Raw genomic sequence first — 21,838 nt, 5'->3', positions numbered from 1 at the left:
TGTTATTAACTTACAGAAAACCAAGCTTGCCTGAAACCACTTAATTGATTATAATCATAAGTTTTAAGGCAGTAAAATAACAGCTTTTTTTCCTTTGGTTATTTTTTTAATCTTATACCTTGGAAGTGGTGTCTATTTTTCCTTTATTGGAATTGATAATCCGCTTCGCCAAGTTTCACCGGTAATTTGCCTACTACCGGCGCTATTTTTTGCTGTTGCATGCAGTGCAGGTAAAATTCAACGTAACATCGATACTGTCATCGAGGGTATGGGCGATAAAAACACCCTTACTATGTGTTTAACTTTTCTATTTTCTGGAGCATTTTCTGTGGTGACTCAATCAATTGGTAGTGCAGATACTGTTGCTGATTTAATTCTCAATTTCCTTCCAGCAAGATTACTACTGCCTGGAGTATTTTTGGCTTCCGCTTTTATATCAACTGCAATTGGTACGTCTATGGGAGTTGTTGTATTAATGGTACCAATAGCTGTTAACTTAGCAAAAAGTGGGGCTTTTGGTCTTGAAATAGGAACTGCAACTGTAGTTGGAGGTGCCGTATTTGGTGATAATCTTTCAATGATATCTGACACTACTATTGCATCTGTTTCTTCACAGGGGGCCACGATAAAGGATAAACTTAAAGTGAATTCTAAAGTAGCATTTGTTGCCAGCATTATAACGCTTGTCTATCTGGCAATTATGGCAGATAGTACAAAAATTATTCCTACATCAAATTTAGATTATTTATCAGTAATAAAGATTATTCCTTATATTTCTTTAATAATCATGGGGTTATTTGAAGTTACTACTTTAGTAACAATAACTATAAATATAATTGTTGCTAGTGTATTAGGGATGACTTTTTTTGACTATACTATCATTCAACTCTCTCATGACATATATGACGGTTTCAAAAAAGTAAACGAGATAGTGATATTTGCTCTATTTATTGGCGGATTGAGTCATATAATGTACAAGCAGGGTCAAAAGGCATTACACAAACTTATCGATGAAAGCAATATCACAAAAACTAAAGCTGAATTTGTAATAGCGGGCATAGCATCTATGTTTACTGTTTTAGTTGCTAATAATACCATTGCTATTTTATTAAGTGGCGATATTGCAAAAAGGCTCGCGCAAAAGCATAATATTCCGTCATACCGTAGTGCATACTTGTTAGACATTTTTGCTTGCGTTACAAAAGGCATTTTGCCTTATGGTTCCCAGCTGCTGCTAGCAGGTAGCATTGCTTCTGTCTCACCTATTTCTTTGTTAACACAAGTGTATTACTGCTTTATTTTAGCAGCAGTTACAGTAGGTGAAATAATCATCAATGGCAGACGTTGCGCGGCTACAACTTAATGTACGAAGATTTCTCTTCATATTACATTTTTGTGCCCATAAGAAACGAGTTGCCATCAACTATGTTTTTTAAAATTTTTTGAGTTTAGTCTCATTTGTTCATAATTTTGCATTTTTATTCAATTGAAAAATGTATTTTGGCAACAAAGATCCCAGTTTATACAGAAAGAAATTTATATCAAACAGCAACCACTGCTTAGATTTTATGGTTAACGAATATGTGCTTTAAATGTGTGTAGACGCACATATCCGTTAACCTATTTTCTATGCAGATTTTTTTATTTCATATTAATTGCTTCTTTAAGTCTTGCATTGGCAATTACTATGATTTTTCGCATTAGAGCTGTTATAGCTACCATCTTCTTTTTACCTCTACCAATAAGATTAGAGTAAAAAGCACCAAGTGCAGATTTAGATCTTGCAGCGGCCATAGCAGCTGTAAAAAGCTTTGCACGAACATTGCTTCTACCACCTGTTATCCTTCGGTAACCAATAGTTTTACCGCTTTCTTTTGGATGTGGAGCAACCCCAGCAAGACTTGCAACTTCTTTTTTGTTTAGGTAGCCAAGTTCTGGCATTAGACACACAAAAACTTGAGATAGCTTGAGACCTATTCCTGGCACTGTTCTCAGGATCTTTTGACGCTTTTGTAACTCTGGATTTTTATCAATAATTCTTTGTATGGCATCGTTGAACTCATTTATCTGATTGGTAAAAAAGTCTATTGTTTTTTGGCAACTTTCCTTTATATAGTCGTTTTCAGGTGCTGCAAGCCTACATTTCTCTTGAGTTCTCATTTGCGTAATGTCATCACGACGTTGACAGAGTGCAACTAAGGCAGTTTGTTCTTTTGACATAGGCACAAATAGAGATAGAGCACTATAGCGTTCAAAACCATATTGAGCAAGGGCTTTTGCATCTGATTGATCAGTTTTTGCTAAAGTTCCATGTGATATGATAAAACTTTTTACTTTACGAGTATTAGCTCGATGCACAGCAACATTCATATCAACAAGAGAACGTGCTAAACCAAGCTCATATTTTCCTGTATTTTCTAAAGTTACAAAAGAATTAGGTAGAATATTTGAAAATTCTTGAAACAATTGTTGCCAACCAGCATCATTATTATTGAACTTGATAGTGTTTTTTTGGTTGTACACTGCAGCAACATTTTTGAATTTTCCAATATCAATGCCAATAAAATTTTGATAAGATGCAATCATAATAACCTCGATAGTTTAATTAATTTAAGATTGTAAACGGGTGCACATATATGTCCCACACAACTATTCAAACGTATCGAGGGATAGGGCTAGTGTACCTTGATGGCTACGGTTGTAATACCAATTTTCATTCGGTCGCACACGCCCGTGATAGCCCTATTCCTATAGTGAGTAGGGTTATCTTTCCCTCTTATCTCTTTTATATCACATTTTTAACTTACAATTTTCAGCGTTCAAAACCAAGGGCCGTGAGAACACTTTTCTTTGGGATGGCATGGTCTACCGCTTGATTCGTGCGAACTTTTTTATATGGTGATTTTATTATACGCTAAAATTAGCTATATTGGCTCACTTTCTCTAAATCTGCGTACGAACTGGCTTGCCTAACTTTGTTGCAAAAATTCCAGGCTCTTATTTTCATAACCCTGTTTTTGTGCAACTTATTCTCACAAATATACGTACTTTTTTAGATTTTTGGACAAGTAAATAATTAAATTGTTGTTGCTACTAGTTATTGCAATATTTTACCTAAAAAATGCTCATTCAAAAAATATTGCTTGTATCGTGGAAGGCGGAGAGATGGATGATAATGATAGCCTATTTGTCAAGGAATTAATGATTTGCTTGGCAAGATTATTGTTTGGCGCTATACTTAATTGGTTATTAATAGGAGATAAGATATGGTTAATCAAACTGACTCTCTAGATTTAAGTTGTGTTAATTTGGGCACAGAAGAAAATCAAGAAATAACCAAAGATCGTCGCTATTCTGGAGATTCAGGCATCGAAGAAAAGGAAGAGTTTGAAGTTTTAGATGGCGAAAATCAAGAGATACAAGCTAATCTATGTGATACACTCCCTGAAGATCTGAGTCTAGAGAATGCAATACTTACAAACTTTCCTGATGGTTGTGATAGATCATTTACTGTAGAGTCGAAAGATGAAGATTCATATGACATTATTCCTAAAAATTTAACTTTAACTAAAATAATAAATATCTTAAATCAAGCTATAAGGGAAGATGATTGTGAAGAATTAGACAGGGTTGTACAAAATATTGAAAATTATGAAGGCAGGTCTATTATTCTGGATAATGTAAATTTAAAGAGTTTTTGTGAGCAACAACTTAACTTAGATTTACGAGGTAGAAGCGATCACCAGCATATATACTCAAATATACTATCACAGTATAATTTTGATCAGGAGAATTTCAAGTGTGATTATTTAGTAAAAGAATTGGTATTAATGGCAATTGCAGCTAATAATAAGCTGATAGAACAATATCAGGGCATACTTTTTGCTGAAGGAAATTTGAGTCTTTTACCTTTACTTGTTGGTGGTCAAAAATATATTGAAGCTTTTATAGGAAAATTCCATGGTACCGATTGGATTTATAGAGGATTAAAAGATCAAGCCATACAATTTATTGAACCTAATAAGATTGGCTTCTTCTCAGCTATAGCATTAAGAAAAGAACGAAATTTATTAGACACAGTTTTTGTTGAATTCATCTTAAAAGATCTTGAACAAGTATTAAAAACAAGTAATCCTGATCCTTTGTATGGTGTGCTTGAAACAGCATCTCTGATCGAAAATGAAGAATTTATCGTGATAGTGCTAGGTGCGTTTGAAGGATATATTAATAATCCGGATAAAAAAGATCTGTTAAAAAACAGTTTTGTTACTTTGTTAGAAACTGCGATAAGCCAAGAACACATATCTGTCGTTGAATACTTGTGTAAACGATACACTAATAGTGCAGATCGTGCCATTTATAATGTATATAAACAAGCATTTACAGATGATAAAGTTATTACAATACTAAGGCAACAGATCCTGAAAAACATAGGAACTCGTGGCAGAAAAGAAATTTATGATTTAATTCTGAAAACCGCATTGGATGCTGGCAATGTTACATTTATTGAGTACATATGCAAAGAATGTGCTGAAAGCGTCAATGATGTTATTAATTATCTTGATCATAAACTTAAAAATAACGAATTTGATGAAACATATGAATCGGTTCTAGTTGCATTGTCTAATATTGAAAACATAAACGTTATAGTCAATGCACTTTCTTACACTAAAAAAATCTATCAAAACGTATCACATAAGCAAGTAGTCAGGCAAGCCATACGGAATATACTGAGAAGTGCAACACACTACTCAACAGGCCAAGAAGATTACTCCTTAATCAAGAAAGCATGTTACTTATACACAGAAGAGGGTGCAATTAACGTAATTTTTCAAGAGGAGTGTGGGATTTTTAAATCTAGCATAGAAAAGCGCATAGAAGACCTGGAAAAGGAAAAAAAATTATTACAATCTGAAGCTTTACGTGAATATAATTACAGCTATTTGCCAGGTATTGTAAATGGATTAGCTCAGACTGCTTACATAGCATATGATGAATACACTAAAGATCCAAAAAACAATAAACGTCAAAAGAATATTAATCTAATATTCAGTTTAATGCAAATTAGAAATATTCTACAATTTTCCATTGATGTGCAAGAATGTTCCTGTCATGAACGTCAAGATTTGTGGGATGAAATGTACCAAACTCCTGGAACTTTTATAATACGAAAAAGAAGTAATAACGTTGCAGATGAATTAGAAATTCCAGTTATAACAAAAGATGTTCTTACACAAAAGGGAGAAAGTGATATACTAGATAGCATGGTGGTTTCAATAATGGGGCTTATAAGTGATAATTTTAAGGAGGATAGAATGCATAGTAGTGACCAAAATACAAGAAAAGAGTTGTCTGATGCTATCTTCAGTCTTGATTCTCAAGCAGTAAAATGTTTAGTAGAACGGATAAAGCAAGAGGGCAATAATGCAGAACGAATCATTAATTGGGCTTTGGAGAAAGCTGATGAGACACAAGTTGGGAAGAAAGATCAAGAGTCTAAAAATAAGATTAAAGAAATCAGAGAATTTCTTACAGTAGAAAGTAAAAGTATTGGTGCTGCTGCAGGTAGCCAAGAAGTCCCTGTGGTAGAGCTTAAAGAAAGTGAATCAGATTCACCGAATTCTGAGGATGATGGTTATTCTAAGCTTGAAAGTGATAAGTCTGCTGGGGATTCTTCAGGTTCTAGTATTAATTATCCATTTGAAGAAATTAATGAAGTAGGAATATCTGTAATTGAAACAATAGGGTCTGTAGCTACTGCAATAGCGTCAAAAATGCCTTCAATGGCCACTGAAGAATCTAAATCCGAGCCTGATAACCTAAATGACGAGCAAGATGATCAGCAAAATTTAACAGTACCTACAGTATCAAGTTCTGTAAGTGAGGATGTTTCGACATCTAGAAGTGATGGAAAAGAGTCTGTAGTAATTACACAAGGCAGCCAAAATGATGGTGAACATGATAAAGTCATGCCTGAAGAGCACCAAGATGATGCTGCTATGCAAAACACGCAACCAAAAACTTTAGTTGTTGACAGCAAGCCTAGCAATACAGGTGTTGAGGGTGATGAGAAAAAACAAGCTCTTGTTCAGCCTACTGAACCTGTGTCAAAAAATGCTCAAGGCAACAGCAAACAACCTAGTTATCCAAACAAAAACAACCCTGCTCCACAAGATGCAAAAAGTAAGTTGCCTGTGATAGCTGCTTCTATGTTAGCAATAACCGGAGTTGCTACAGGAATAGCTATTGCAGTTTATTTAGAAATGTTAGCAGTGGGAATAGCAGTTGGAGCTTGTTGTCTGGTTGCCGCTACAATTGTATATTGCCATAGCAGGCCTTCAAGTTCCCTTGAAAATAGCAATGTTCAAGAAAAAATAGCGAGAGATGTTACTTAAATATTCAGTGATTCCATAATAATTCAGAGATTCTTCTAAATAGATTATCTTATTTCGTTTTTTAAAGTTTTTGCTTGGTGATCATGAATATTCTACCACTCTTTTGAATTTATATCTGGTTTAAAGAAAACTTAACAATTGGTTGTTCTATATCTTCCACTTTTTCTAGCTTTGTGCCGGGCTTTATGGCATTATACAGCGCAAAACCTATACACGCCAATCCAGCTATTCCCACAACTGCTACTACTACAGGCATTTTCATGATATACAATGCAATGCTGCTTACCAGTAACACTACACCAGCACTACCGACCACGATTGCCTGTCTTTGTTGTATTAGCAGTTTTTCTTTTTCATCTGCAGTATTTCCTTTGCCAAATTCACTATAAAAATATGGTTTGGAAGAAGAAAGGCTATCAGAGGCATTTAGACCTTGTGCAACAGTTTCTGTTGAAGCAGTGGTACTTTTTTCGTATATTAATTGATTGTCATCTTCATAATCTCCTATTAAAGGTACAAAGTCAACAGCACTTTTATGCTCTATAGTCGATGTATTCAGATTATCTTTACATTCTTCCTCATATACTAAGTCACGCATAAGTTTCTCTTTTGATTCTAAATCAATTGTAATTGCCTCTTTTTGCTGTTTTGCAATCGTTAATGGTTCTTTCTCTTTGCCTGCAGCATCGATGTCACAACATAGTTTGGGAAATAGGTTGTCAGAAGCGTTTAGCTCTTGCTCATCAAAAGAGTTCTCAGCTTCTTTGTTGCTTTCACACATGAGAGGATTTTCACTTTCTATTAAAATATTTCGAGCTTCTTCACTGCTTACAATCCTAGATTCATGTATTTCATAGTCTTTATTGACATCTTCACATCTAGTTTCAGCATTATCACTTACAGGCATATCATTTTTAACTTCTATATTTAGAATTTCTTCAAATTCCTTGAGGATCTTTGCACTTTCTTTGCAATTGTGTTTATTAGCATAGTCAAGTAGTGTATAGCTTATTTCTTGGTTTTCTGCTTTCTCCACTTTCACTTTCTGGTTGAGAATTTCTTCTAAAATACCATTCTTTTTAGAAGCTTCTAGAACTGTTCTAATAGCTTTACTATTTTCCATGCAGGATACCAGTGCCGTGTAAGTTATTGTTAGACCATTTGGCAATTTTTGGGTCAATTTCTCACTAAGAACATCCTGTAAAATTCCTTGATTTATTGCTTCTTGTAAAAGCTCCTCAAAAGCTTGATTATTTTTATAGAACATAGATTGGCACAGTAGCGTCAGAGTCCCTTCCTTTTCCTCATCCTTGTAAATTATTTTTTTTGTAAGAAGTTTCTGTGTGTTGTAATTAGATTTATTAAATTTCTCACTAATATTTTCACCGTTTTCTATCTTCTTTAATAGCTTGAAAAGCTTTTTTTTATCTTCATTTGTAAAATTATCCTGATCACCTGCCAGCTTATAGGTTATATTTTTTTCGTTCTTGGTCTTTTTGAACTTTGGCATCATATTTCTTTCTCTACAACATTTAATTTTATAAATTAGTTACATTAATAACTTATTAATTGCTTAATTAAGGCACCAATTTGTAAAACTTATCCATCTGCTCACTCCATAGCATTGGTATTTCTCTCAAGTCAACCAACTTCAAATCTCTTGGCTGTCTCCCATTCACTATGTCTTCCTTAATCTTTGGTGCTAAATAATTTAACCTTAAAATTTGCTGTATACGTCTTGTACCTATATTAATTTTGGCACTCAGTTCTCCTACACTTGCATATTTCCCTTCTTCTAGTTGCCGTTTCCATAGGTGGGCTCTTACCACTCCTTTCAGTAGCGCATTGTTTGTTTTGCCTTCTGGTTCTATTACTGTGCATTTCTTTCCTTTCTTTTTTAACCACATTGGTATAAATTCCACCTTATCCTCTAAACACACTTCTATTTCATCTTCTTTTACCATCACTCCCTTTATTAACTTTTTCACTACTTCTTTCTGTCTTCTAAAACTTAAATTTTTCCATTTTTCTTCGGTCTTTTCTTTCCAATTTTCATATAGCTGCTCCGCTCTCTTCATTACTTCTTTTTCTACTTCTCCTGCTACTATTGTTCGGTTCACTGATCCACAATCCTTCCCCCTTAAATGGTTATTGCACACATAATATCGGTACCTTTTATTCTCCTTTTTTGAGTATGTCAGCGTCATATTTACACCGCAGTTCTTGCACTTAATTATTCCTCTAAGCAGCGCTTCCTCATATTTTGCTTTTCTATATGGCTGATTCCTTATTAATTCTTGTGCTTTTTGCCATTTTTCTTCCTCTATTATTGCTTCATGCTTTCCTTCATACTCTTTCTCATAATGTCTTATCTTTCCCACATATATTGGATTTGTTATTATTCTCCTCACCGTTGCCTTTTTAAAGATATCTGATTTTGTTCGGTATCCTTCTCTGTTTAACTCTCTTGCCAACTCTGCCATTGACTTCAGCTCCAAATATCTTTCAAATATATGCTTTACTGTTTTTGCTTCTTTCTCATTTATTATTAACTCTTTATCTTTTACATCATACCCAAATGGCAAAGTTCCTCCCATCCATAATCCTTGCTCTTTTGATGTTGCTATTTTATTTTTTACTCTCTCTACAATCATCTCTCTTTCTAGTTGTGCTGCTCCTGATAACACTGTTTGTACAAACTTTCCCATTGGCGTATTATTGTCAAATATCTGCGTTACTGCTACAAAATTTACTCGGTGCCTTCTAAAAAATGACGTTACTTCGATGCTGTCCTTTGTTTCCCTTGATAACCTGTCTAGCGTATATACTACCACACAGTCCACTTCTCCTGCCTTTACATCTTCAAACAACTCCCTTATTGCTGGTCTTTCTAAATTTTTTCCTGAAAATCCGCCATCATCGTACCTTTTGGGCAATACTACCCACCCTTCTCTGCTCTTTATGTACTTTTCACATGCTACTCGCTGCGCATCAAGACTATTAAACTTTTGTTCTAGCCCATCCTCATTTGATTTTCTTGTATATATCGCACACCTTACCTCTTTTAGCATTCTCTCTCCTCAATTTCCACTTTTATCACGCATCCCGAATAATAAAGGTCCGTTGTAGCTCATTCCCATTATTTTTCCTGCCACTGCTGATAATGACGTGTAAAATTCTTCTCTGTAGATCAATCCTGTATCCACTACCATTATTGCATGCGTTTCTTCACCCCTTTCTAATATCAGCTCTGTTCCCACTGCTGGCAGTTTATCGCTACTTATTCTTTTTCCCTTCTCTAGCCGATCTGCTAGGTATTCCAGTCTTTTGGCACCTTTTCTTGACATTTCTCCATACGCTTTCTCCTGTATCCTATACGCCAATCTTGGTATCAGATATTTCTTTGAGTATCTAGGTGCCTCTTCCTCAAATACCTTCTTCCATATTTTCCTCAGCTCTTCCAACGCTTTTTTCTCTAAACATTTTACCTCTTTTTCTACTTTTTTTTCCATATAATCACCTTTTCAAACACAGCACTTCTGAATTTTTAAAAACGCTATAGCACTTTTTCATCCACAGTTTCTAGCTCCTCCTTTGCCACTATCACACCTGCTGCCGTGCTTTCCGATACAACCCTTACTCTTTCTATAAACTCTCTCTGCTTATTTGCCATTTTTACGTTCTCTAACACTTCTTTTATCTCTTTACTATTTCTCGCATAATCCATTGGCGTTTTGCCAGATTTATCCTTTTGCTCTACATTCCCTCCCGCTTTTACTAGCTCTTCTACTATTTTTATCTCTGCCACCATGCAGGCAAGATGCAACGGAGCAAATTTGCTACTTCGTTCCACTGCGTTTACATCGACTCCTGCCTTTATCAGCTCTTTTATATTTTCTAGACGTTGCCCCATCACTGCTAGGTGTAGTGGTCTATATTTCCCGGCATCTGCTGCATCTACATCTGCTCCCTTTTTGATTAATAATTCACTTTTTTTGGATCTGGCATTCCCACCGCGTAATGTAGTATCGTCCTTCCTTTTGTGTCTTTTTTATTAATATCTTCTATTGAGTTATCTAATACTTCTTTCCACGCCTTATTAAACTCTTCTCTTTCTTTCTGACTAAATTTTACCATAACTTTCCTCAGCTATTAATGCAATATAAAGTGGCTCCAATTTGGCTCACTTTAGCGCTTAGCAAATCTTGTTTATTTACCAGCTACTTTTTCACTTAGGGCTGTTTCGGCATAAAAAGCAAGTTTTTTTTGCTAAATTTACACATTTTTTCCACATATTATATTAAGATATAAATCTACATGCTTAATCTGTTAAATCTACCTCCTCTAGTTGTAATTCATTTACGTTTCGTTTCTCCATTACCTCCTCTATTGCCTTGTTTGCTTCTCCATACATCACTTCTACATCTCTCATATTCACTCCCTTCTTTTCTAGATAACTTGTCACTTTCGGGTAAATTTTTGCATAGTTTAGTGGGCTACATCCAAATTTATCTACTGTATCAAGATCTCCTCCTGCATTTATCAGCTCTTCTATTGTTCCTATTCTTCTTGCTAAACAGGCTAAGTGTAGTGGTACTGCTTTATTGTTTGATTTTGCATTTACTGTAGCTCCTCCTTCTATCAGCACTTTCACATTTTTTCTTCTTCCTAAAAACGCTGCTAGGTGCAACGGTGTCTCGCCTCTATTGTTTCTATCGTTTGTACCTGCTCCTTTTTCTATTAATAACTTTATTACTTCTGGCTCTGACACCTGTGCTGCTCGGTGCAATATTGTGCAACCTGCTGCGTCTTTTTCATTTATTTGTTGAAACCTGTTTTCTGATAATGCTTTCAATAACCTATCAAAAACATTCCTTGCTTCTTTCCTTGACATAACATACCTCACTTTCCCTTTGAAATTTTCGCAACCAAACTCTTTTTTTTGAGCTCCCTCCTCACCACATCTTGCTTAAGTCTGCCTTCAACACTTCATCTATCATTTCGTTCACTTGGCTCATTATCTTGCTTGCTAAATTTTTACATTCTTCCTTTATTAGTGACTTATCTTTCTTCCTTATTTCTCCTATCTCTATTATTTTTAACTCAGGTAAATAGCTCCTATTCAACATGTCTGCTATTTCTCTCACTAGCATCTCTATTCCATAGCACGTCAGTTCTCTACTTTTTGTTATTCCTCCTTGTTCTCTTAAGAATTTACTTGCCTTTTCACTCTCTTTGCTATCACATAGACGATACTTTTCACTTTCCCATATGTAATACATTGGTGTTGCACCTTACTTATTCAGTTGATTAACTTCAGCTCCGGCCTTTACTAGCTCTTTTATTATTTCAATTCCTGCTCCTCCTATTTTGCATGCAGAGTGCAATGGCGTACATCCACTGACATATTGAGTGGCATTTACTTCTGCTCCTTCTCTTAGCAGTACTTTTACATTTTCTAAGCTTTTCGCAAATACTGCACAGTGTAGTGGTGTATAACCCTTTTTATCTCTTGCATTAACATTTGCTCCTTTATTTATTAATAACCTTACTGTTTTGTAATCAGAGATTTCTACTGCTTGGTGTAATATCGTCTCTCCTTCTTCATTTCTTTTATTAATATTTTTAAATCCGTTACTTGATACTTCTTTAAAAAACTTACTAAAAGATTCTCTCTTTTCTTCGTTGAACCCCATTGCATACCTCACAAAATTAGCTTTTCTAGCGCCAGACAAATTTCTTATGTTTACCTGCTGCTATTCAAGTCATGTCCGTTTTAGCATGAGAAAGCAAGTCTTTTTCTTTTTATTTCATACACTTTTACCTATTATTAACATAATATATGAGGATATAAATATAAGTACTTAACTTATTATAGATATTACTTGACTATTTTTCCAACTTCTGTTCAAATGTCGATGTTCGTGCCACGTTAGTACGCCTGGGTAAAATACCAAAATGTAACTTTCTAACTCGTGTATTGCGTCCTTTTGCTTTAAATCTAAATTGTTTTCAAAATGAACATAGTGTTCTGCCACACCAAATCTTATAACTTTCTGGTTGGTAAAATCTTCTACTTTGTAGTGGTGAGTAACGCTAAACCTTTCTAAAATTGGCTTGTATTTTAAATTCCACAGTTGTTCAGATAGTTTGCTACTTCCTAGTAAAAATTTACTTCCTTTTTCTTCCACACTACCAACTGGAAAACATGCGTTTATTTCCCCCAAGTTCCAGCTATCTGATAATACTATCTGCGCTTTCGCAAACTTAATCTCAGGTAATAAGCTCTGTGGTAGCGGATATAGCGCTTTGAAGTTATACCACACATGATTTCTTTCATAAATACCGTTATAATTCTTTGTGTGAGGCTCGGTTTCTCCAAGTATTGCTACATCTAGGCGATATATATCATTGCTTAAAGCTCGTTCATAATGATCGCGTAGATAGTTTTCTATAATCCTAATAACTGGACCACTAGACCTGAAAAAATTTACTCTCCCAAATGATAACACCGGTCCATCTTCTTCTATTTTTACACCTGAGTAATCCGATAACAAATTTCCAAAAAAACTTTCATCTAAAATGAACCTACCAATGTTGTAGTGATCGTTAAAAATTCTCATTAGTCTCGATCTTGCAGGCAATGATAGTTTTGCAAGCTCTACTACTGCATCTACAAAGAAATCATTTGGTACGTCTCTTATCCCTATCTGTAATTCAAAGAAATGTTTTCCTGGAGGTTCCTCAATGATTGTAATATCATCTATATTTGCCCATTTTAATGCTATTTTCAGGGATGCTGGTGTTCCTCTTAAACGCTGAAATTCTACCCCTTCTTTTATCGCTCTTCTTTTGTCTTTTGCCCAGCGTAGAATTTCTTCTAACCCGTATTCTTCAACCAACCACGGCAATACTTTTTCCCCTAGGCTAAATTTAAATCCTCTTATCCTGCTTGGATCAACTTTATAATCGATTGCATTAACCAGTGCTCGCTCTTGCTTTGTTGCGTTTGGCGGTAATAAACTTTTCATTTGTCTTTTCTTTCAAGTTGCTTTAATTTCCTTTATTTAGGTAGCTTATGAGTAAGCAAGAGATCATTGCAGAACTGATCAAAAATAAAGATGTTCTTAATATCGAAAACACTTTCCATAATATTTAACCATATTATCCATACTTTAAAAAATAAGTTACAACTTCTGGAAGAAAATCAATACTTTCGTCTCCCTAACATTGGTCATTTTTATCCAGTAAACCTTAAACCACTTATTGCACGTAATCCTCTCACTGGTGAAACTTTTATGATTCCACAAAGCAAAAAAATACGTTTTAAATCCTATCTAACTTGACGTAGCCAAGCACTGCACACTCATTCCCCAGAACCACAACATCCTCTCTTGGCTCGATTAATTCTACGTTTTCTACACCCTCTACAAACAAATTTGCTATTATCCAAGATCTTGTAACATTCCATCCCAGCCTTCTATTTGCTTCAAACTTCTTAATGAACTGCTTCTTGATTTCCTCCTTCGATATTACAGGACTTATGCTCATTCTGCTGTGAATATCTATTTCCGTAATATTGCAACCAATTACTGTTACTGTATCTGTTAAAACCCTTATATCATCTCTAGTAACCTGCTTTTTTACAATTTCTAGTAGCTCTTCTGACACTATGCCAGTTGTGGATAATTGTGTTGATAAGATTGAAATTTGTACTTTCCCTGGTATAGGTGATTCCACTAGTGCATCTTTTACTCTACTATCTGCTGACAGTGCATAATACCTATAATACTCCTTGCTTCCACACGTGCTTGAGCCTACTATCTTTGCTTTAATTCTTTTTCTAAATCGTTCATCATCTTCCCCTTTTTCCCTTTCTACACCATAAAACTCAGCTAAATTATCAAGATCTTCTCCCATTGCAAACTTCAGTACATTACTTTTTACTGCCTCATTTATTCTTTGTCTTAGTAACAATTCCCTCCATGCTGCTACCTCAAGAATCTTTATCGCTGGATCACTTTCAACTAATGCTGAAAAGGTTTCATCTCTACGGACTAACTCTTCCTTCATTCTCGAAAAGATTTCTTCATAACTTAGCTTTTCTACAATATTTAGCTGCTGCATCTTTAAACTACAATTTCATCAAAATGAATGTTTTTCCCGCTTAGTAAGTATAATCCTTCTAGGTCAAGCGTTACTTTTCCTTCTTTCACCTCTGTCATTTTTACTTTTTCTAGCTTAAATCTTTCCTCCCACCTTTGTAGAGCTTCTGCTACTGCTGAATAGATTTCCAAAGTTAAATCTCTATTTATTGGCTTATCCACCAATTCAAATAATCTTGAGCCATAATCTCTCCTCATTATTCTACTGTTTACTGGAGTGGTTAGTATATCAATTATCGATTGCTTTAAGTGCTCTATTCCTTCTAACGCTTTTCCAGTTTTATTGCTCATCCCACGCATTTTTAGCCTGCAAACACGTTTTCACTACCTTTTATTACTTTAAAACCACATGAAACTATATCTCCTACTCTTCCTACACTAAGACCATTCGCAAACACTGTTTTTGATCCTTCAGTTAATGCTCTTCCTTCACTAAAACTGTCTCCTTGTCTACACATTGACTTACCGTTTACAAAAACATTATTACTGCCGCTAATGCAGAAATGTGGTATAGCTTCTCCACAGTAGTCTCCTAACCTCACTATTCCTTTGTTCAATTTAAGTCGATCCTTTCTGCTTTCAGTTTTATTCCACTTTTTGTCATTTCTATGCTCGATTCCCCAGCTTTCAGTGTTATTTTATCTACTACTTCAATCTCTAAATGATGTCTTTCTTTATCATATAACAATCTTGTTCCATCTTGAAATTTTATACTATTTATTTCTTTTTTATTCTCTGGTGCATGGTATTTTTCCTGATATATTCCTGCTAACACCACTCCTAATGATAGTTCACCAAGAGGAGAAAATACCATAACCTGTCCATCAATATCTGGCGGAGACCAATCTCTATCTTTTCCTGCTTTACTTGTTATCCATGGCAGATAATCTGTTACAATATCTCCTATTTTAACTCTTACTTTTGCTTTTTCATAATCTATTTCTTTTACAACTCCTATACGAATGATATTCGCTAATTTTCTACTTAGCTCTGAAATTGCAAAATTATGATCCAACATTTATATTTCCCACGTTTATGGTATGTGGCTTAATCTTATTTTCTGTCCATATCGATTTACCTAAATGAAGCTGATGACTCCAATCAACCATCCACACCAAATATGCATCTAATTCGGGTCTAAATCCATCAGGCTCTGCAGAGAGAAATTCAGCAGGAGAAATATTTTTTACGTTCCAAGTATTTTTATTTACTACTCTTGCTACTTCTGCTGCTAATGACCTTACAACTAACGAGGAATACTCGACTGTTCCATCAACTACAATTCTCGCTTCAAATCTTGCTTTCAGGGCTAATTCCTCTGTTCCAGGATCTTTTCCCGATTCTAAACTCACAAGCTCTACAAATACCGCTGGCGCTACTAATTCTTTCCTTATTGCTGGATATACTTCGCATGTTTGTATCACAGAAATTTCTTTCTTCAGCGTAGTGCAGATTGCGTTATGCAAATCTTTGAAATTCATACACTTTCTGTAATATAACTTAATTCACGTTCAAAAAATTTTGTAAATACTTTCTCAACCTCATAATTAACAAGATTTCCTATTATCCTTGAAGCCTCTGGTTCCAGCGGTAGTTTTACTTCCTTTATTGGCAATGCTGCTCTTCCTTCACGTTTAAACATACCGCTATTTCCTTTTGGCATAACTGCTGCAAATCCTCCTATAAATTGGTGCTTTCCTACTTTCGATCCTCTTCTTGTTTTTTGTATTTTGCCAATTGTCGATGCTCTAATGTCATAGAGATTTGCTCTAATTAACACTTCTAATCTGCTTGTTTTTGCTTTAAAAATTCTTAATCTCTTTCTTATCAAACTTAATTTTATCTTCTTTTCCTCACTGATTTCCTTAGCTGCTTGCGCTTTTAACCATAGTGCCGTTTTGTTTAACGCTTTTATAGTTGCCAGTTTTATTTTCTGCTCTTTTCTTTCAATATTGGAGATTATTTCATTAATATTGTTACTAATCAAACACTTTCTATTGCCTCAATTTTCCATATTTCACTCGAAGAATCTTTTAACGGTGGTTCAAAAATCTTGTAGAACCTTTTTTCAATCTTGATATAATCACCTATGCTAAAGGAAGTAACGTCCTGATCACGTATTTCTACAGAAGCAATTTGCTGAGTTAATGCTCCATCTGCACCTAGAGAGTACGTAGTCTCAGGACGTTTAATTAGCACTTTTATTTTACGAATACCTTCCTTATTTCGATTACAATATATGGCTTCCACTCCTAGATGATCAAAACAATCTTCTAATAATCTCCCTATATTCATCAACTAGAACTAATTTTTACCAAAACTGCCGGACGATGGCACATTGGCAGAGGATTTGACTGTGTATGTAAATCAGTTCCTCTATCAAACCTCCTTGGCTCTTGTTTTGCATATAGTGGCTGTCCAAGAGTATTTACTGTCTCATTAAAGTCTGCTGGTGCAAAATATGTTGTAAATGTGCTCGCTGTTCCTAGTGGAAAACAGTGCCCTGTATCTCTTTCTATAAATCTTCTTACGGTTCCTTCAGGGTCAGTTGCTTGCCCTCTATATTCCTCAAACGTTATTCCACAGAACGTAAACCCTGACCTCATATCATTCCGAAGCGCTGCTCCTTCTTGCCATCTCTCATATGCTTCTTTCACTTTAGTATGAGAAGTAAGTGCATCAAAAAACTCAGGGCTTATGAGTGCATGAATTCCCGTCATATATTCACCACTTAAGTTGTCTTCAATATGTCGCAATACTTCCAGACACTTACGCTTTACATCTGTTGTTGCTGTTCCAAGGGCAAAATTTACTACTTTTGGCGTGATTTCAAATTCGTTGTACAGATTTAATAATTCTGACCCATCAGCATCTAAAATTATTCCTTTGAGCGCTCCCATTCGCAAATGCTCCAACGTTATTGCATGTTTGTTTCTCATTAGCTGCAAATGATCAGTTATTACATCTGCAAGCGCTTTAAGTTCACTCTCTGATCCAAATGCCCTTATTCCTTGTACTTCCTCTGGTAACACTACATCATCATGTGGAATATGTGGAATCGTAAATGTTCTTACCTTTCTTTTTCCTCTTTTTCCTACTGTTGCTGGTGCTCCTGGAACTTGTGTTGGCAATAGACTTAAAACTCCATTATGCTCTTCTATGGTAATATGTCTAAATCTTACTGACCTATTTGGAAATAAATTTAGATTTTCAACTCGTCCATAATTTATCGGCAATATATTCATCGCATTTGTTAGTGCCGTCATGCTAAATGCTGTATTTGTAAATGGATTTTGCATTTTTTCTCTCCCTTTTTTCCTATTAATTTTAGTTAAACTCCCTTGCGAAGGATGATCCCTCGTCCTTCAAGTTGCTTTATTGCTTCAGCCTTTTGCTCCTCAGTGATATTTGCTGGCCACACCACTGCATGATCTGCTAGCATTGCTATACGAGTAATGATTACTGCTTTGGTGTTTTCCGTTGCGTTTACATCACTTGTTATTACACCTATTGCTGTTTGTGTGCCATCTGTTCCAATGGGATTAAGTACTCTAATAAAACCATCGTCCGTCTTTTTGGCAACTACTGTACCAAGCTTTAGGTTCTGCCCTTTTGCTACTGTTATCTGATCTCTTGAATATAGACTTGATGCCTCATACTTTAATAAGTCACCCAGATTATTTTGTTCGCTTATACAACTCATAAATTTCTCTCCTTAACTGCTTACCGCCGCTTTTATCAATGCTATATACGGCGGTTATAAAAATACTTTAACTCCTACGACTTCTTGCTACCTGTATCATTAAATCTTCTCCTGAATTCTGTGGTATTGCACTCAGTATCTCTGTCTTCTTCGTTCTCTCTGCAAGTAATTCCATTAAAACTTCCCTGGCTTGCTCAACACTTACGCCTTGCTCAATAAATTCTTCTATCTTTTCTGGTACCTTCGATAAATTACATAAACGTATTAATTCAAGAACTTCAGTACGATACTTGGTTAAATTATCAGTTTCTAGGTCATTTGTAGTTTGTTCATTCATAGTAATACTCCTGTTTTTATTAATAGATGAAAGAATTGTAATTCCGTCTGCAAGGCCTATTTCTACTGCTTTCTCCCCAAAATATAGCCCTGCCTCTGTTGATCGAATCTTTTCAATTGAAAGACCTCTGTTCCTTGCTATTAGCTGCAAAAACATTTCATATAGTCGGTCTACTTCTTTTTGTAAGCTTTCCAGACTTTCAGACGTCATTGGCTCATGTGGGTTTAAATCATTCTTTCGACTACCAGCAAAGATTGTGGTGTACTTAATACCTTGCTTTTCATCAAATCTACTTTGATCTATATGACTTGCTATTACTCCAATACTGCCAACACCAGAAGTTCTGCTCACAAATACCTTCTCAGCGCTAGAAGCTATAGCATATGCAGCAGAGTATGCATCATCATTTGCTATTGCGATAATTCTCTTTTTTGCTCTTGATTCATAAATAAAATCAGCTAGGTCAAACACTCCATTTACTTCCCCTCCTGGGCTGTCTATTTCCAGCATAATTGTCTCTATGCTACTATCTGCTAATGCTTGTGTAATTTGTTCTTCTATTTGCTCATATGATGTCATTCCGAGCATTTCATCAAATGCACCAGGTTTTTTAGTTAAAATGCCATGTATCGGTATTATTCCTCTTTCACTATTTCTTACTGCATGTTTTATATTTTTAAAGATAGGCTGCTTTCCTGTTTGTAGTGACAGTAACTCAAAACTCCTTGGTTCTACCATTACACATCTGTTTAGCCATTGTTGTTTCATATCACCTCTTGATTTGCAGTAACCTCAGAATCAAAACTTAAGCCCAGTTCGCTTGCACGTCTTTGATCTTCTGCTATTTCTTGGTCAATTTCTTCTACATCGTAACCCATTTCTGATACTACTTCTGCTCGACTCTTAAATCCATTCCTTACTGCCATTTGCTGTGCTTGCTGGTCTTTCAGTGGATCCACCCAATCAAATCCCTGTGGTATCCATTTTACTTCTTCTTTCGCTGCTTTTACTACTTTTTCATCTATACAGAGTTCTCCACAAAGTACTGCTAACTCTAGCCATCTACTCCATACTGGTCTGCAAAACTGAAATACTATAATGTTATGTTGCAGCATAGCGCATCGACGACGAAACTCTATTAATCCCGCTCTGATTGATGAATAATTAACACCGGTTAAATCTCCTGTTAGCTGCTCATATGTTATCCCTGTGCCTATTGCTATTGCCCTTAGCTGCTGTCTCATGAATGCTTCATAACTTCCTCCAACATCAGATGGCTCTGAAAACTTTATATCCTCACCTGGATCAAGTAGTTGCATAGTACCAGGTTCTAGGCCTGATAGTGCTACTCCATGCTCATTTGCCTCACTTTCACCTAAAATATTTGCTTCTGGGTCAAGTCTTGTAATAAATCCAGCAAACATTGCTGCAGTTTTCTTTCTCACCAGCTCTGCATCATCGTATTGATCAAGCTCATAAAGCTTTAGTAGTATATTAGAAAGCCATGGCTCTCCTCTAATTTGCCCAGGTCTTAGTGGTCTATAGATATGTAAAACATCATTTGCTGGCACTCTTACTGACTCTCCAAAGGTACTTTCACCAGGGTGTTCTCTAAATAAGTAATATGCTTCTCTCTGCCCAATTCTATTGAACTCAATCCCGTTTCTTATTACATTACCATTTGCTAAAGTTTGATTTGTTTTATTATCTAAATGTTCAGACTCAAGTACTTGCAGTTGCAATGGTACAGAAAATCTATCCTCTAGCTTTCTCGTTCTTAAACGTACAAAACATTCTCCTCCCTCTATCATACTTCTGCATACTAGAGCTTGTAATCCATAAAAATCACTTACTCCGCCACTGTCTGCTTCATCTGTCCATTTCAGCCATAATTCTTGTACTTTCTTTCGAAATTCTCCATCTCTTGCTTTTGATTGCGGTTTTATTCCTGTTCCAATAGAGTTACTTACTATTGTATCAATGATATTTGCTGCATATGGATTTTTTCTCACCATATCACGTGATCGACTACGTAAGTGCTCAAGGCTTTGAGACAGCAAATTGTTTATGCTTCCTGTTTCTTCTTGCCAATACATTATCCTTCTTCCTGATCCTGCAGCGTCCCATGCAGAACTTTTTGGTTTTGGTTTATTGAATAGTTGCTTGAATGATTTGAGTAGCATTACTTTTCTTTATCTGAAACTTTGGATAACTCAGCCTCTAGCTCTTCTACTGTTGGTAAAGCTGCCTTTATATTCTTTGGTAGATTTTCAGTAATTTTATATTCTGCCAACCCTATCGGTTTATTTATGTCTTTCAGTGTATACTTAGCTAGTACGTTATCCTTTGACTTGCATAAAATTAATCCTATAGATGGTTGATCTGTTTCGTGCTTTAGTAAATCATCAACGGCTGAAAGATAAAAATTCATTTTACCTGCATACTCTGGCTTGAAATCTTTGTCTTTTAGCTCGATTACTACAAAGCAACGTAACTTTAAATGGTAAAACAATAAATCAATATAAAAGTCTTTATTTCCAACATCTAAGTGAAATTGCCTACCAACAAATGCAAATCCTTCCCCTAGCTCTAGCAGAAATTTTTCCACATGGCCTACAAGACCTTTTTCTACTTCTCTTTCGTGAGCATCGTCTCCTATACTCAAAAAATCAAAAATATATGGATCTTTTAATGTATAATGTGCTAAATCTGACTGCGGAGAAGGTAATTTATCTTTGAAGTTAGTAACAGCTTTTCCTTGACGTTTGTGCAATTCACGTTCGATTTGCATCACCATTATACTACGTGACCAACCGTGCTCTATAGCCTTTTGAAAATAGAATAGTCTTTCTTTTCGATCTTTTACTTTATCTAAAATAACTACAATATGAAACCAAGGCAATTGTGCAGCAACCTGCTGCGTAAATTCAGTATCTTGATATTCTGCAGCAAATTGGCGCATATACGTAAGATTCCTAGCACTAAACCCCTTCATTTCTGGAAATGCGCTTCTTAAATCCTTACTTAGCTGATCTATGATTTTAGCACCCCAACCATGTTCTTTTTGGCGCCTTAAGATCTCTGTACCAATATAGTGATAAAGCACAATGAGTTTGCTATTTACTGCTAATGCTGCTTTATAACGACTAGTAGCAATCTGCTCTTTTAGCTGCTCTAAAAATTCTGTGTATTCTTTTGCTATAACTTTTGTCATAAAATTCCTTTCAACGATTTTTAT

At 35.4% G+C, this 21,838-nt stretch carries 24 protein-coding genes and 1 pseudogene; 4 read left to right on the top strand and 21 right to left on the bottom strand.

All coding sequences use genetic code 11. From position 1 onward, the window contains the following. Nucleotides 1–76: 76 nt before the first annotated feature. The gene (locus tag ONG78_RS06710; protein ID WP_211908158.1) at nucleotides 77–1,363 is read left to right on the top strand and encodes a Na+/H+ antiporter NhaC family protein; all 1,287 of its coding nucleotides are present in this window, start codon (nucleotides 77–79) and stop codon (nucleotides 1,361–1,363) included. Between the two features lie 278 nt (nucleotides 1,364–1,641). Here the strand turns inward: ONG78_RS06710 and ONG78_RS06705 are convergent, their stop codons facing one another. Further along, nucleotides 1,642–2,586, bottom strand: a complete 945-nt coding sequence (locus tag ONG78_RS06705; RefSeq protein WP_264377456.1) for an IS110 family RNA-guided transposase — start codon at nucleotides 2,584–2,586, stop codon at nucleotides 1,642–1,644. Between the two features lie 501 nt (nucleotides 2,587–3,087). Between ONG78_RS06705 and ONG78_RS06700 the strand changes: the two genes are divergently transcribed. Continuing rightward, entirely contained in the window at nucleotides 3,088–3,291 is a 204-nt protein-coding gene (locus ONG78_RS06700; protein ID WP_264377822.1) for a hypothetical protein, read from the top strand. Further along, nucleotides 3,267–6,395, top strand: coding sequence for a host RNA manipulator TomO (locus ONG78_RS06695; RefSeq protein ID WP_264377821.1), 3,129 nt, complete (start codon nucleotides 3,267–3,269; stop codon nucleotides 6,393–6,395). The genes ONG78_RS06700 and ONG78_RS06695 overlap by 25 nt, the downstream gene beginning before the upstream one ends. 109 nt (nucleotides 6,396–6,504) lie before the next feature. On the opposite strand, the gene ONG78_RS06690 is transcribed toward ONG78_RS06695, so the two are convergent. The 8 genes and pseudogenes from ONG78_RS06690 to ONG78_RS06655 all read right to left on the bottom strand — a co-directional run bounded on the left by ONG78_RS06690 (nucleotide 6,505) and on the right by ONG78_RS06655 (nucleotide 13,426). Further along, nucleotides 6,505–7,908 carry a WD_0033/WD_0034 family tandem repeat-containing protein gene (locus ONG78_RS06690; RefSeq protein ID WP_264377820.1) on the bottom strand — a complete coding sequence of 468 codons (1,404 nt, stop codon included), beginning with the start codon at nucleotides 7,906–7,908 and terminating at the stop codon, nucleotides 6,505–6,507. 64 nt (nucleotides 7,909–7,972) lie between these two features. After that, nucleotides 7,973–9,466: a recombinase family protein gene (locus ONG78_RS06685; protein WP_264377819.1), complete on the bottom strand. Its 1,494-nt coding sequence runs from the start codon at nucleotides 9,464–9,466 to the stop codon at nucleotides 7,973–7,975. Between the two features lie 9 nt (nucleotides 9,467–9,475). Continuing rightward, nucleotides 9,476–9,907 (bottom strand): DUF2924 domain-containing protein, encoded by a 432-nt coding sequence (locus tag ONG78_RS06680; protein WP_264377818.1) that lies wholly within the window; start codon nucleotides 9,905–9,907, stop codon nucleotides 9,476–9,478. A 44-nt stretch (nucleotides 9,908–9,951) separates the two neighbouring features. After that, on the bottom strand, nucleotides 9,952–10,308 hold the full coding sequence (locus ONG78_RS06675; RefSeq protein WP_264377817.1) for an ankyrin repeat domain-containing protein: 357 nt from the start codon (nucleotides 10,306–10,308) through the stop codon (nucleotides 9,952–9,954). Nucleotides 10,309–10,373: 65 nt separating this feature from the next. Next, complete coding sequence (locus ONG78_RS06670; RefSeq protein ID WP_264377816.1) at nucleotides 10,374–10,532, bottom strand: hypothetical protein; 159 nt, start codon at nucleotides 10,530–10,532, stop codon at nucleotides 10,374–10,376. A 184-nt stretch (nucleotides 10,533–10,716) separates the two neighbouring features. Then, nucleotides 10,717–11,289: an ankyrin repeat domain-containing protein gene (locus tag ONG78_RS06665; protein WP_264377815.1), complete on the bottom strand. Its 573-nt coding sequence runs from the start codon at nucleotides 11,287–11,289 to the stop codon at nucleotides 10,717–10,719. A 61-nt stretch (nucleotides 11,290–11,350) separates the two neighbouring features. Next, nucleotides 11,351–12,091: pseudogene (locus ONG78_RS06660) on the bottom strand (ankyrin repeat domain-containing protein). A gap of 168 nt (nucleotides 12,092–12,259) precedes the next feature. Beyond that, entirely contained in the window at nucleotides 12,260–13,426 is a 1,167-nt protein-coding gene (locus tag ONG78_RS06655) for a phage tail protein (protein ID WP_264377814.1), read from the bottom strand. Nucleotides 13,427–13,516: 90 nt separating this feature from the next. Between ONG78_RS06655 and ONG78_RS08050 the strand changes: the two genes are divergently transcribed. Then, a complete protein-coding gene (locus ONG78_RS08050; protein WP_405197779.1) occupies nucleotides 13,517–13,741 on the top strand; it encodes an HU family DNA-binding protein in 225 nt (74 codons plus the stop codon). Here ONG78_RS08050 and ONG78_RS06650 read toward each other — a convergent pair. The 12 genes from ONG78_RS06650 to ONG78_RS06595 all read right to left on the bottom strand — a co-directional run bounded on the left by ONG78_RS06650 (nucleotide 13,722) and on the right by ONG78_RS06595 (nucleotide 21,814). Then, complete coding sequence (locus ONG78_RS06650) at nucleotides 13,722–14,522, bottom strand: baseplate assembly protein (protein ID WP_264377813.1); 801 nt, start codon at nucleotides 14,520–14,522, stop codon at nucleotides 13,722–13,724. The two genes, ONG78_RS08050 and ONG78_RS06650, sit on opposite strands and share 20 nt — an antisense overlap. 2 nt (nucleotides 14,523–14,524) lie before the next feature. Next, nucleotides 14,525–14,860 (bottom strand): GPW/gp25 family protein, encoded by a 336-nt coding sequence (locus ONG78_RS06645; RefSeq protein WP_264377812.1) that lies wholly within the window; start codon nucleotides 14,858–14,860, stop codon nucleotides 14,525–14,527. 2 nt (nucleotides 14,861–14,862) lie between these two features. Next, on the bottom strand, nucleotides 14,863–15,117 hold the full coding sequence (locus ONG78_RS06640) for a PAAR domain-containing protein (RefSeq protein WP_264377811.1): 255 nt from the start codon (nucleotides 15,115–15,117) through the stop codon (nucleotides 14,863–14,865). Further along, nucleotides 15,114–15,578, bottom strand: coding sequence for a phage baseplate assembly protein V (locus tag ONG78_RS06635; protein WP_264377810.1), 465 nt, complete (start codon nucleotides 15,576–15,578; stop codon nucleotides 15,114–15,116). The genes ONG78_RS06640 and ONG78_RS06635 overlap by 4 nt, the downstream gene beginning before the upstream one ends. After that, entirely contained in the window at nucleotides 15,565–16,041 is a 477-nt protein-coding gene (locus ONG78_RS06630) for a hypothetical protein (protein WP_264377809.1), read from the bottom strand. The genes ONG78_RS06635 and ONG78_RS06630 overlap by 14 nt, the downstream gene beginning before the upstream one ends. Then, a complete protein-coding gene (locus ONG78_RS06625) occupies nucleotides 16,038–16,547 on the bottom strand; it encodes a phage tail protein (protein ID WP_405197778.1) in 510 nt (169 codons plus the stop codon). Before ONG78_RS06625 ends, ONG78_RS06630 begins: the two co-directional genes overlap by 4 nt. Then, on the bottom strand, nucleotides 16,544–16,855 hold the full coding sequence (locus ONG78_RS06620; RefSeq protein ID WP_264377808.1) for a head-tail joining protein: 312 nt from the start codon (nucleotides 16,853–16,855) through the stop codon (nucleotides 16,544–16,546). Before ONG78_RS06620 ends, ONG78_RS06625 begins: the two co-directional genes overlap by 4 nt. Beyond that, nucleotides 16,855–17,859: a major capsid protein gene (locus ONG78_RS06615; protein WP_264377807.1), complete on the bottom strand. Its 1,005-nt coding sequence runs from the start codon at nucleotides 17,857–17,859 to the stop codon at nucleotides 16,855–16,857. Before ONG78_RS06615 ends, ONG78_RS06620 begins: the two co-directional genes overlap by 1 nt. 32 nt (nucleotides 17,860–17,891) lie before the next feature. Continuing rightward, nucleotides 17,892–18,263 carry a head decoration protein gene (locus ONG78_RS06610; RefSeq protein ID WP_264377806.1) on the bottom strand — a complete coding sequence of 124 codons (372 nt, stop codon included), beginning with the start codon at nucleotides 18,261–18,263 and terminating at the stop codon, nucleotides 17,892–17,894. 67 nt (nucleotides 18,264–18,330) lie between these two features. After that, nucleotides 18,331–19,368 (bottom strand): S49 family peptidase, encoded by a 1,038-nt coding sequence (locus ONG78_RS06605; RefSeq protein WP_264377805.1) that lies wholly within the window; start codon nucleotides 19,366–19,368, stop codon nucleotides 18,331–18,333. Next, nucleotides 19,365–20,783, bottom strand: coding sequence for a phage portal protein (locus ONG78_RS06600; RefSeq protein ID WP_264377804.1), 1,419 nt, complete (start codon nucleotides 20,781–20,783; stop codon nucleotides 19,365–19,367). The genes ONG78_RS06605 and ONG78_RS06600 overlap by 4 nt, the downstream gene beginning before the upstream one ends. Further along, complete coding sequence (locus tag ONG78_RS06595) at nucleotides 20,783–21,814, bottom strand: PDDEXK nuclease domain-containing protein (RefSeq protein WP_253309293.1); 1,032 nt, start codon at nucleotides 21,812–21,814, stop codon at nucleotides 20,783–20,785. Before ONG78_RS06595 ends, ONG78_RS06600 begins: the two co-directional genes overlap by 1 nt. Nucleotides 21,815–21,838 lie beyond the last annotated feature (24 nt).

It is taken from the genome of Wolbachia endosymbiont (group B) of Philonthus cognatus, from assembly GCF_947179345.1.
In the GTDB taxonomy this organism is placed as follows: domain Bacteria; phylum Pseudomonadota; class Alphaproteobacteria; order Rickettsiales; family Anaplasmataceae; genus Wolbachia.
Note: the sequence above shows the minus strand (reverse complement) of the source record. Positions and strands in the feature narration are given on the sequence as shown.